This window comes from Anaerotruncus massiliensis (ex Togo et al. 2026) (assembly GCF_030825285.1).
Taxonomy (GTDB): domain Bacteria; phylum Bacillota; class Clostridia; order Oscillospirales; family Ruminococcaceae; genus Anaerotruncus; species Anaerotruncus massiliensis.
In genome coordinates this window covers 15,729-27,056 of the sequence record NZ_JAPJQF010000035.1, presented here as the reverse complement: position 1 = coordinate 27,056, position 11,328 = coordinate 15,729, and the positions used below count along the sequence as shown (strand labels likewise).

Annotated in this window: 11 protein-coding genes and 4 tRNA genes; 5 read left to right on the top strand and 10 right to left on the bottom strand. The window is 63.2% G+C overall.

All coding sequences use genetic code 11. The features are described 5' to 3' along the window. Positions 1-210, top strand: a 210-nt coding sequence (locus RCI06_RS10380; protein ID WP_306576007.1) for a hypothetical protein, incomplete at its 5' end; no start/stop codon positions are given. On the opposite strand, the gene RCI06_RS10375 is transcribed toward RCI06_RS10380, so the two are convergent. From RCI06_RS10375 to RCI06_RS10345, 7 genes are all read right to left on the bottom strand, one after another. Next, positions 181-255 (bottom strand) — tRNA-Cys (locus RCI06_RS10375). The two genes, RCI06_RS10380 and RCI06_RS10375, sit on opposite strands and share 30 nt — an antisense overlap. 64 nt (positions 256-319) lie before the next feature. Beyond that, positions 320-395: transfer RNA gene (locus RCI06_RS10370), tRNA-Gly, on the bottom strand. A gap of 3 nt (positions 396-398) precedes the next feature. Further along, a tRNA-Phe gene (locus RCI06_RS10365) sits at positions 399-474 on the bottom strand. 4 nt (positions 475-478) lie between these two features. Further along, positions 479-555, bottom strand: a tRNA-Asp gene (locus RCI06_RS10360). 148 nt (positions 556-703) lie between these two features. Beyond that, the gene (locus RCI06_RS10355; RefSeq protein ID WP_101549637.1) at positions 704-1,777 is read right to left on the bottom strand and encodes a 6-phosphofructokinase; all 1,074 of its coding nucleotides are present in this window, start codon (positions 1,775-1,777) and stop codon (positions 704-706) included. A 32-nt stretch (positions 1,778-1,809) separates the two neighbouring features. After that, the gene (locus RCI06_RS10350; protein ID WP_256153166.1) at positions 1,810-2,079 is read right to left on the bottom strand and encodes a DUF1294 domain-containing protein; all 270 of its coding nucleotides are present in this window, start codon (positions 2,077-2,079) and stop codon (positions 1,810-1,812) included. Positions 2,080-2,191: 112 nt separating this feature from the next. Next, complete coding sequence (locus tag RCI06_RS10345; RefSeq protein ID WP_101549632.1) at positions 2,192-2,536, bottom strand: phenylpyruvate tautomerase MIF-related protein; 345 nt, start codon at positions 2,534-2,536, stop codon at positions 2,192-2,194. A gap of 215 nt (positions 2,537-2,751) precedes the next feature. Here RCI06_RS10345 and sigK point away from each other — a divergent pair, with 215 nt between their 5' ends. From sigK to RCI06_RS10330, 3 genes are all read left to right on the top strand, one after another. Beyond that, positions 2,752-3,447 carry an RNA polymerase sporulation sigma factor SigK gene (gene sigK / locus RCI06_RS10340; RefSeq protein ID WP_101549630.1) on the top strand — a complete coding sequence of 232 codons (696 nt, stop codon included), beginning with the start codon at positions 2,752-2,754 and terminating at the stop codon, positions 3,445-3,447. 39 nt (positions 3,448-3,486) lie between these two features. Further along, entirely contained in the window at positions 3,487-4,560 is a 1,074-nt protein-coding gene (locus tag RCI06_RS10335) for a glycosyltransferase family 2 protein (RefSeq protein ID WP_306576005.1), read from the top strand. Positions 4,561-4,672: 112 nt separating this feature from the next. Beyond that, positions 4,673-5,314, top strand: coding sequence for an HAD family phosphatase (locus RCI06_RS10330; protein ID WP_101549626.1), 642 nt, complete (start codon positions 4,673-4,675; stop codon positions 5,312-5,314). Positions 5,315-5,832: 518 nt separating this feature from the next. Here the strand turns inward: RCI06_RS10330 and RCI06_RS10325 are convergent. The 3 genes from RCI06_RS10325 to RCI06_RS10315 form a co-directional block, all read right to left on the bottom strand. Further along, entirely contained in the window at positions 5,833-6,093 is a 261-nt protein-coding gene (locus RCI06_RS10325) for a helix-turn-helix domain-containing protein (protein WP_306576003.1), read from the bottom strand. Between the two features lie 14 nt (positions 6,094-6,107). Beyond that, a complete protein-coding gene (locus RCI06_RS10320; RefSeq protein WP_306576001.1) occupies positions 6,108-6,368 on the bottom strand; it encodes a helix-turn-helix domain-containing protein in 261 nt (86 codons plus the stop codon). Between the two features lie 651 nt (positions 6,369-7,019). Further along, on the bottom strand, positions 7,020-9,683 hold the full coding sequence (locus RCI06_RS10315) for a cation-translocating P-type ATPase (protein WP_306575999.1): 2,664 nt from the start codon (positions 9,681-9,683) through the stop codon (positions 7,020-7,022). A 362-nt stretch (positions 9,684-10,045) separates the two neighbouring features. On the opposite strand from RCI06_RS10315, the gene RCI06_RS10310 reads away from it, so the two are divergent. After that, positions 10,046-11,302, top strand: coding sequence for a [Fe-Fe] hydrogenase large subunit C-terminal domain-containing protein (locus RCI06_RS10310; protein WP_121587349.1), 1,257 nt, complete (start codon positions 10,046-10,048; stop codon positions 11,300-11,302). Positions 11,303-11,328: the final 26 nt, after the last annotated feature.

Below are 11,328 nucleotides of genomic sequence, written 5' to 3'. Positions count from 1 at the left end.
TTTTTTGCTTTCCACGCCGCGGATGCGCAAAAACCCCCGCTGCTTTCGCAGCGGGAGTTTTGTCCTTTGGAGGCGCCGACCGGAATCGGACCGGTAAATGTTGGTTTTGCAGATTTTTTGCTTTCCATACCGCGGATGCGCAAAAACCCCCGCTGCTTTCGCAGCGGGGGTTTTGTCCTTTGGAGGCGCCGACCGGAATCGGACCGGTGAATGAAGGTTTTGCAGACCTCTGCCTTACCGCTTGGCTACGGCGCCGCTATCATATACCGCAGTATATGAAAAAAGAGGCGCGAAGTTTCCATTCCCGACCTCTTTTTGTTGGAGCGGGTTACGAGGCTCGAACTCGCTACCTCCACCTTGGCAAGGTGGCGCTCTGCCAAATGAGCTAAACCCGCGCTTGGTGCCTTCGGTCGGAATCGAACCAACGACACGAGGATTTTCAGTCCTCTGCTCTACCAACTGAGCTACAAAGGCAAACTGGCGACCCGGATGGGGCTCGAACCCACGACCTCTAGCGTGACAGGCTAGCGTTCTAACCAACTGAACTACCGGGCCATCTGCGCCGGTCTTGTCGAACAGCGCGATATTTATTATAATCGTTCCCACCGTTTTTGTCAATAGGATTCGGGGAAGAATCTTGAAAAAAGAACGGCGGAAAAAACCAGACGCGGGCGGGAGGAAATCCTCCCGCCTATGGTATTCCCTAATCGCCGAAGGAAATACCCAAACTGCGCGCTGTAAAAATCATCTGGTCGTTGACCGGGACGAATTTCGTCTTTCCGGCGACGTCGGACAGGCGGTTGTGGACGATCTCGTTGTTCTGCTGGGCGACGGTCACGCCGAAGATGCCGCGGCTGAAGAGCTCCGCGCCGTAAACGCCGAACTGGGAGGCGAGCACCCGGTCGTAGGCAGACGGCTCGCCGCCGCGGATGAAATGCCCCGGCACAACCATGCGCGTCTCGGAGCCCGAGCTCTCCTCGATCTGCCGCACGATGCGCGCCGTCGCCGTCGTGATCCCCTCGGCGGCGCGTTTTTCGGCGCGCTCCTTCTTTTTCATTTTGGCCTCTTCGGCGTCGAACGCGCCCTCCGCGACCACCACGATCGAGAATCCCCGGCCGGACGCCGCCCGCCGCTCGATCGCCTTGACGACCTTTTTGATGTCGTAGGGGATCTCGGGGATGAGGATGACGTCCGCACCGCCCGCCACGCCGGTGTAGAGGGTGAGCCAGCCCGCCTTGTTGCCCATGATCTCGATGACCATCACCCGCTTGTGGCTGCTCGCGGTGGTGTGGATGCGGTCGACCACCTCGGTGCCGATCCCCACGGCGGTATGGAAGCCAAACGTCACGTCGGTGCCCCAGATGTCGTTGTCGATCGTCTTGGGCAGGCCGATGATGTTGAGCCCCTCCTCGGAGAGGAGATTGGCCGTCTTGTGGGTGCCGTTGCCGCCCAGAACGAAGAGGCAGTCGAGCTTCATCTTTTTGTAGTTGCCCTTCATCTCGGCGACCTTGTCCACGTCGTTCTCGACGATCTTCATGTTTTTATAGGGGGTGCGCGCCGTGCCGAGGATGGTGCCGCCGCGCGTCAGGATGCCGGAAAAATCCGACTGCTTCATCTCATGGTACTCGCCCTTGATCAGCCCCTTGAAGCCGTCGACCACGCCGACGATCTCCACGTCCGGCATCTTCTGGTAGAGCGCCTTGGCCACCCCGCGGATGGTCGCGTTCAGTCCCGGACAGTCACCGCCCGCCGTTAAAATTCCCACTCTTTTTGCCATTTCCTTTTCCTCCTTACGCAAAACCCGTCCGATTACCGAACCAGCAGCGCCCACGCGAGCAGCCCGTATTCCGCCAGCGTGATCGCCGGGATTCCAACCACAAAATACCAGCGGCGCGTCTTGTGCCGGAAGAGATACATGCCGGCCCACACGCCCCATCCCCCGCCGATCACGGCGAAGAAGAAGAGCGTTTTCTCGGGGATGCGCCACGCGCCGCGCTTCGCCTTCCACTTGTCGAGCCCGCAGGCCGCCAGTCCCGCCGCGTTGACCGCGAAAAGCGCCCACATCAAGACGGTTCCCATCCGCTCATCCTTTCATTCGGAATCTTCGCAAAATCAGTATACCACATCTTTCCGCCGATGGAAAGGCGCGCGGCAGAAGGGCGGGGAGCACGCTCCCCGCCCCTTTTACGGCTCAAAAATTCGCGCCGTTCCAGCCCCAGCTGGCCACCTCCTCATATTTGACGTAGACGTGGTCGGGCGCGATATCCAGTTCGTCGCGCAGGATGCCGGTGATCTCCCCGGTCAGCCTGTCAAAGGCGGACGCGGGCGCCTTGCCGTAAACCTTGACCTCCACGAAGGCCATCGGCGCGCCGGCCTCCCCGCGGAAATACATGCGGCAGCCGTCCTCGAACGTGCACATCAGCCAGTTTTCCGTCTTGCCGGGGATGGCGGTGATCGCCTGTCCGAATTTTTGCTTGATCGCCTCCTCCTTTTCCGGGGTGAGCGTGACGTTTACCTTTGTCTGGATGCAGGGCATTGCGATTCCTCCCTCAAATTTTTCTGCGCTTATTATATCCCGTTCCCGCCGTGTTTTCAATTGTTTTTCCGGGACGGCCGTTTCCGTCCCGCCGCCGGACTTGCACGGGACGAGACCCTTTGGCATATAGATGAATCGTGCCATGTCTTGCATGGTGCGTTTTCTTTTTCGCCCGATTCTCAAATCCGCCGGGTTCCGGCCGAGGAGGTCTTCCCTTGTTCTCGTTGTTCGCCGCCCTGTGCAACCTGCTCTATTTCGCCCTGCACGTCACCGGTACCGGGTCCTTCCCCCGCCCCCTCTCCGCCAAGGAGGAACGCGAATGCCTCGATCGGATCGCCGCCGGGGACGAAGCCGCCAAAGCCTGCCTGATCGAGCACAACCTGCGCCTCGTGGCCCATATCATCAAGAAGTATTACAGCACCTTCAAGGACCAGGACGACCTGATCTCGATCGGGACGATCGGACTGATCAAGGCGGTCTCCACCTTCAACACCGACAAGGGGACCCGTTTCGCGACCTACGCCTCCCGCTGCATCGAAAACGAGGTGCTGATGCACTTCCGCAATAAGAAGAAGTCCGCGCAGGACGTCTACATAAGCGATCCGATCGACACCGACAAGGACGGAAATTCCCTGACGCTCGGCGACATCATGTCGGAGGAGGACAACATCATCGACTGCATCGACCTGCACATCAAGTCGGAGCAGCTCTATGATTTTATCGCCTGCTGCCTCGACGAACGGGAGCGGCAGATCATCGTCATGCGCTACGGACTCGGCGGGACCCGCCCGCTCACCCAGCGGGAGGTCGCCAAAAAGCTGGAAATTTCCCGCTCCTATGTCTCGCGCATTGAAAAGAAGGCGATCGGAACGCTTCGCACCCGCTTTGAACGGGAGGGCGCATTTCTCTGACGCGCCGTTCGGGCGGCAAAACCTGTAAAGGAGAGTTCCATGATCACCATCAGCCTGTGCATGATCGTTAAGGATGAGGAGGACGTCCTCGCCCGCTGCCTCGAAAGCGCGGCGGACGCGGCGGACGAGATCATCATTGTGGATACCGGCTCCGCCGACGCGACGAAGGAAATCGCGCGGCGGTATACCGACAAGGTCTATGACTTCGCGTGGACCGACGACTTTTCCGCCGCGCGGAATTTTTCCTTCTCCAAAGCGGAGATGGAATACTGCATGTGGCTCGACGCGGACGACATACTTTTGGAAGCCGACCGCGCCGCGCTGCTCGACCTCAAACGCACCCTCGATCCCGCCGCCGACGTCGTCATGCTCCGCTACCACGCGGCGTTCGACGCGGACGGCAAGCCCACCCTCTCCTACTACCGCGAACGGATCGTCCGCAACAGCCCTGAATTCCGCTGGGCGGGGGCGGTGCACGAGGCGATCACCCCCTCGGGCGTCGTCGTTTACGGAGACGCCGCCGTCTCCCACCGCAAGCTGCGCCCCTCCGACCCTGCGCGCAATCTGCGCATCTATGAAAAACAGCTCGCCGAGCAGGGGGAGCTCGCGCCGCGCGACCAGTTCTACTACGCGCGCGAGCTCTACTACCACGAGCGTTACGCCGACGCCGTCCGCGTGTTTGAGGCGTTCTTGGACGGGGGACGCGGCTGGATCGAAAACAACATCGAAGCCTGCCGCCATCTCTCCTGGTGCCGCTACGCGATGAAGGAGCCGCGCGAGGCGCTTTCCGCGCTGCTGCGTACCCTCGAATACGACACGCCGCGCGCCGAGGTCTGCTGCGACGTCGGGAAGCATTTTCTCGACCGCGCGCGCTACCGGGAGGCGATCTTCTGGTATGAGCTCGCGCTCTCCCGCGAGCGCGACGACCGTTCGGGCGCTTTCGTCAGCCCCGACTGCTACGGCTACCTGCCCTGCATCCAGCTTTGCGTCTGCCACGACCGGCTGGGCGAGCGCGCCCGCGCCGCCGAATATAACGACCGCGCCGGGAAATATAAGCCCGACGACCCCTCCTACCTGCGCAACAAGCTCTATTTTGCCGCGCAGGGCTCCTGAAGGAAATCCATCCCCCGGCGCGCCCGCCGGGGGATGGATTTCTTTGGTTTGCATTTCTCCGGGAAACGCGGTAGAATAGCTACGGAAAATTCACCCGGCCAAGGAGGTTTTCATGCAAGGCGCAATCTTTGATATGGACGGTACCCTGCTCGACTCCATGCCCTTCTGGGGCGACTCCGCCGACCGCTTCCTCATGAAGCGGGGCGTCCGCCCGCCCCCGGGGCTTTACGAGGCCCTCAAGGACCTCAGCATGGTCCAGACCGCCGATTACCTGCGCGAACGGTTCGGCGTCACCGGGACCGTGCAGGATGTGATGGACGGCATCAACGAGGTCATGGAGGAGAGCTATTTCCACCAGATCCCGCCCAAGGCGGACATCCTCTCCTTCGTCGACCGCCTCGCCCGCGCCGGGGTGCGCATGTGCGTGGCCACCGCCACCGACCGCTATCTCGCGGAGGCGGCGCTCAAGCGGGTCGGCCTGCTCGGCCGGTTTGAGTTCCTGCTCACCTGTACCGAGGTGGGCGCGGGCAAGCATCTGCCCGTGATCTATGAGCGCGCCTGCGAACGGCTGGGGCTGCCCCGCGAGGAGGTCGTCGTCTTTGAGGACGCGCTCTACGCCGTGGAGACCGCCAAAGCCGCCGGCTTTCCCGTCGTCGCAATCGCCGACCGCTCCGCCGCCGGGGACGAGCCCCGCATCCGCGCCCTCGCCGACCGGTTCGTCAAACAGTATGCCGAACTGAATGAATGGGAATAAAGAGAAGCCGTCCGGAAGGGCGGCTTCTCTTTATTTGAGTTTTCCGCTCATCGAGCGGTGTAGTTGCCGGGTCCCGCCCCGGAGCGTGCTTAGATTTGCCGCTCATCGAGCGGCGGAACTTGTCGGTAGTCGACCGACAGCGAGTTCCTTTCTTGCGTGCCCAAGAAAGGAACCAAAGAAGGGCACGAGGGGCTTAGGCGGCCTGCCCGGGCTGCGCCCGGAGCGCGCTACGCGCGACGGCCGCTCGCGGGCGCTCCGCCCCGCGACCCCGGCTTGAGTCCGCTTCGCGGACCCGGCCCTGCGGGCCGGATTCTCTATCAGGATGGCCTGCGGCCAACTCCCCTGCGACCCCCACGCCGCCTCCGGTTGGCCTGCGGCCAAAGTCGGCGGCGCCCTGTCCACGGATCAGTGGACGAGCTTACAGCATCCCGCCCGCCGCCGCGCCGCGGGCGCAATGCCTCTGCCTGAGAGGCTCCGGAACCGTGCCGGTAATGCGCCCGGGGAGGCACGACTTTAAGTCATTCGCCGCTCTCTTCCGGCCGGCGCACCGGCCCCAAAAGGTCCTCATAGCGGCACCCAAGCGCCCGGCAGATCATCGGGAGCTCATGGGCGAAGATGTTACGGCACCCGTTCTCGATCTTCGTCACGGTCGACCGTGTAATATCGAACTCCGCCACCTGCAATTTTGCGGCGAAAAGCTCCTGCGACCACCCCTTCTGATTCCGCAGTCGGGCGATATTCTTACCGATATAGCCGTCCAGCATTTTTTTGCGCCCCATAGTATATCCGCCTTTCACTCGCCGCTCTCTTCCGGCCGGCGCACCGGCCCCAAAAGGTCCTCATAGCGGCACCCAAGCGCCCGGCAGATCATCGGGAGCTCATGGGCGAAGATATTTCGATACCCGTTCTCCATGTTTGAGACGGTCGACCGTGAAGCGTCCAAGCCTTCGACCTGTAATTTTACAGCGAGCTTTTCCTGCGACCAGTCAAGCGTTTCCCGCACCTGTGCAATGTTACGGCCAACATACCCGTCCTTCATCATTTTCCGGCCCATAGCGCCCTCCTGTTGTTCCCATCCGTTCCTGCAATTGTCTTGATTATAGGAACAATATGCGCTACAATTGACAGCATATACTGTAATAACAGGGAGGGCACAATGAAAGTATGCGTGAAACTACCGAAAAACAAAATCTGGGGAATCCGCCTGGAATGGCTGCTCCGCCGGAACCCGGAGAACGCACCTCCCCGGCGTAAGCGGGCGTGTGGAAGAGGAAGGAAAAGAGGCGGGACGCAATAGCGTCCCGCCTCTTTTCTTTCCGTTGTATGATACCGCCCACTGACAAGCACTCAGTTTCCGTTCCCACCCATTGGGAGCGTCCGCAACCTGAATTGAGCCTTCAGCTGGTGTACCCGTGGGGAGCGGCGGTAACCGGCGGGTACTGGCAAGGTACTCCCGGAGATTCCTAAGAACCCGGCGGAGGGTTCTTAGGCGGACTTTTGGTTCCTTTTCGTCCGTCCGAAAAGGAACCCGTGGCGCGCGGCGGAACGCGCTCGTATTTCTTGCCGCTTGGAAAGCGGCAATTCCCGTCTTAGCCCCGCCGGGCGCAGCACGGTAAACTCAAGAGGATTCCGCCGGGCGGCCGTCGGCGGGACACGCCTCCGGTACTAGGCCTGCGGGCCGTCGCAGCGCGGCAGCCTCCGCCGCTCACCGAGCGGCAAATCTCCCAAAAATCCATTTAAAAAGCACCCTGACCTCATGGAAAACGAGCGGCAGCAGCGCGAGCAGCAACAGGTCGACCCACTCGGTAAAGGAGAGCGCGACGGTGCCGAACGCGGCCGTCAGGAAGGGGACCTCGGTGACAGCGATCTGGAGGCCGACGCCGACGGCGAGGGAAAGGAGCATCGTCCGGTTTTCGAGGTGGTTCATGCGGAAGACGGAGCGGTCGACGTCGCGCATGCCGACGGCGTGGAAAAGCTGGGAGGTGGCGAGCGTCACGAAGGCGTAGGTCTGCGCGTGGATGAGGACGCTGGGGTTTTCCAGCAGCGCGCGGATGCCGCCGAAGGAGATGGGCGCGCCCGCCAAAGTAAGCATCCGGATGGGCGAATAGAGGAAGGCGGCCAGCGTCATCCCGGCGATCACGACGCCGTAAAAGAGGGTGAGCGCGAACCCGCCGTGCGCGAAGAGGCTCTCCTGCGGGTCGCGGGGGCGCTGCTTCATAATGCCGGGGGCCTTGGTGTCCACGCCGAGCGCGAGGCCGGGCAGGCTGTCGGTGATGAGGTTGACCCAGAGGATGTGGATCGCGCGCAGCGGGGCGGCCAGCCCGGCGGCGATCGATACGAACATCGCAATCACCTCGCCGAAGTTGGAGGAGAGCAGGAAGAGCACCGACTTTTTGATGTTGGCGTAGATGCCGCGCCCCTCGCGCACCGCCTTTTCGATGGTGGCGAAGTTGTCGTCGGTGAGCACCATGTCCGCCGCGCCCTTGGCCACGTCGGTGCCGGTGATCCCCATCGCCACGCCGATGTCCGCGGCCTTGAGGGAGGGCGCGTCGTTGACCCCGTCGCCCGTCATCGAGACGATGTGGCCCCGGCTCTTGAGCGCCTTCACGATCATGACCTTATGCTCGGGGGAGACGCGTGCGAACACCCGCAGATCCTCCACCCGCGTGTCAAGCTGTTCCTGGGACATCTCCGCGAGCTCCGCGCCGGTCAGGCACTGCTCCTCCCGCTCGGCGATGCCCAACTCCTTGGCGATCGCAAGCGCGGTGTCGCGGTGGTCGCCGGTGATCATGACGGTGCGGATGCCCGCGTTTTTGAATTCCCGCACGGCCGCCTTCGCCTCGGGGCGGGGCGGGTCGATCATGCCGGTGAGGCCGACGAAGCAGAGGTGCTCCTCCTCGGCGGCTTCGTTTCCCTCCCGTCGCGCGAGCGCCAGTACCCGCAGCGCGAGCTTTGCCATCTCGCCCGCCGCCGCGAGGATCTCCTCCCGGTCGGCGCCGGTCATCGGGCGTTCGGCGCCGTTTTCAAAGATGCGTTCGCACCGGGCGAGCAGGATGTCGGTCGCGCCCTTCGTATAGGAGACGGTTCCCGCGCCGGTTTTGTGCACGGTGGTCATCATCTTGCGGTCGGAGTCGAACGCCTGCTCGCCGACGCGCGGCATCCCGGCTTCGAGCCCTTCCCTGCTCACGCCGAGCGGCGCGCCCATGTCGAGCAGCGCGAGCTCGGTGGGGTCGCCCACCCGCGCGCCGTCCGCGGTGGAGGCGTCGTTGCAGAGCACAAAGCCGGTGACGAACTCCCGGTCGCGGCCGTAGTCGAGCTCGCTTACGCCGCGCAGCACGCCGTCCAGCCAGACCTTGGTGACGGTCATGCGGTTCTGGGTGAGGGTGCCGGTCTTGTCCGAGCAGACGACGCTGACCGCGCCGAGCGTCTCGACCGACGGCAGCCGCCGCACGATCGTGTTGACCTTGACCATCCGCTGGACGCCGAGCGCGAGCACGATGGTCACGACGGCGGGCAGGCCCTCGGGGATCGCCGCGACGGCCAGAGAGATGGCGGTCAGCAGCATTTCGGGGATGTCGCGGCGCTGGAGCACCGCGATGCCGAACATCGCCAGGCAGACGACGACCGCCACGACGCCCAGAATCTTGCCGAGGTCGGCCAGCCGCTTCTGGAGCGGGGTGAGCTCCTGCTTCTGCCCGGCGAGCATCGCCGCGATCCGCCCGATCTCGGTATCCATGCCGGTGGCGGTCACGACCCCCTCGCCCCGCCCATAGGCCACGCTCGTCGAGGAAAAGGCCATATTCACCCGGTCGCCGATGCCCGGCTCCCCCTCGGCCACGAACGCGGCGTCCTTTTCGGCGGGCACCGATTCCCCGGTGAGGGCGCTCTCCTCCACCTTGAGGTTGACCGACTGGAGGAGGCGCAGGTCGGCGGGGACCACCCGTCCGGCCTCGAGCAGCACAATGTCGCCCGGCACGAGGCCGGCGGCGGGCACCTCGGAAAGCCTGCCGTCCCGGCGCACGAGCGCGTTGGGGCTCGAGAGCTTTTTGAGCGCCTCGAGCGCCTGCTCCGCCTTGGCCTCCTGCGTCATGCCGATGACGGCGTTTAAGAGCACAACGAGCAGGATGATCACCGCGTCGGAGACTTCCCGCAGGAAGATGGAGATCGCCGCCGCGGCAAAGAGGATGTAGATCATCGGGTCGTTGAGCTGGGAAAGGAACATCGCGAGCTTCGATTTGCGCTTCTTTTCCGCAAGCTCGTTGGGCCCGTGCTTTTGGAGGCGCGCCGACGCCTCGGCCGCGGTCAACCCCCTGGCGGGGTCCACGCCGAGCTCCCCGCAGGTCTGCCGGATATCCTTCTGAGTAAACAATTGCCACACTCCCTCAAACTGTTGTCAGAGCTATTGTTGTCCGCAGACGATAGAACTATCAAAAAATAGCCGTCCGAATATACGGCCATTTTTATTGCTTCACAATAAAAAAGACCTTCAACATGCCTGCGGCACGCTAAAAGTCTTGTTACCTCACACGGACCCCAGGCCAGGGCTTGCGCCCGCGGTGTTGACCTGGGATTTAAAACGACTCCCTTATTAGCTTATGTCCAGTTTACCGGGGAAATTTTGTTTAGATTGGGATTTTTTATGAAGAAAATGTGAATTCTGCGTCCCTTCCCATTGATGAAACCTTCCGCATTGGATATCCTAAAGGAAGAAACGCAAGGAGTGTGAACGCCATGGCAACCTTCCAGGAGCTCTACCAGACGCTGCTCGCCGCGCAGGCGCGCAGCAACCTGCCCGAAGCGATCAAATACATCCGCACCCAGCAGGACTTCGATCCCAAGCAGCTCGACTGCCTCTTGAATCCCCAAAAGCACCCGCTCGTCTGGCGGACGGGCGAATGCGGCTGCGCGCCCGGCGAGGGCGCGTGCGAACGCGCCTGCGCGTTCGACGCGATCCATTCCGCGCCCGAAGAGGGCGGGCGGGTCGCCATCGACGTGACCCGCTGCGTCGGCTGCTCCGCCTGCATCGACGCGTGCGCCGCCAAAAAGCTCGAGGCGAGCCGGGACGCCGTCGCCGCGATGGAGGCGGTGCGCCGTCACGAGGGCCCCGTCTACGCGCTCGTCGCGCCCGCCTTCATGGGCCAGTTCTCCGAGGCGGTCACGCCCGGCATGCTGCGCAGCGCCTTTTTGCGGCTCGGATTCGACGGGATGATCGAGGTCGCGCTCTTCGCGGACATCCTCACCCTCAAGGAGGCGCTCGAGTTTGACAAGAACATCACCCGGGAGGGCGACTTCCAGCTCACGAGCTGCTGCTGCCCCCTGTGGATCGCGATGATCCGCAAGATCTACAGCGAGCTGCAGTCCCACCTGCCCGCGTCGGTCTCCCCGATGATCGCCTGCGGCCGTTCGGTCAAGGCGCTGCACCCCGACGCGCTGACCATCTTCGTCGGCCCCTGCATCGCCAAAAAGGCGGAGGCGCGCGAAAAGGACCTTGTGGGCGCGGTCGACTACGTGCTGACCTTCCAGGAGGTGCGGGACATCTTCGCGGCGGCGGGGATCGACCCGGCGGCGTTGGAGGATCGCGAGCGCGACCACTCCTCCCGCGCGGGGCGCATCTACGCGCGCACCGGCGGGGTGAGCGAGGCGGTCCGCTCGACCGTCGAGCGGCTCAACCCCCACCGCAAAATTTCGATGCGCACCCGGCAGGCGGACGGCGTGCCCGGCTGCCGCGCGCTCATCGACGATCTGCTCGCGGGGAAGATCGACGCGAACTTCTTCGAGGGGATGGGCTGCGTGGGCGGCTGTGTGGGCGGCCCCAAGCGGATCATCCCGCGCGAGGAGGGGGAGCGCAACGTGGACGCCTACGGCGGCGACGCGGCCAGCCCCACGCCGATCGACAACCCCTATGTGATCGAGCTGCTCGGCCGGCTGGGATATCCCACGGTGGAAAGCCTGCTCACCGAAAACGACATCTTCTCCCGCAAATTCTGAATAACACCAGGCGAGGGCCGCGGCAG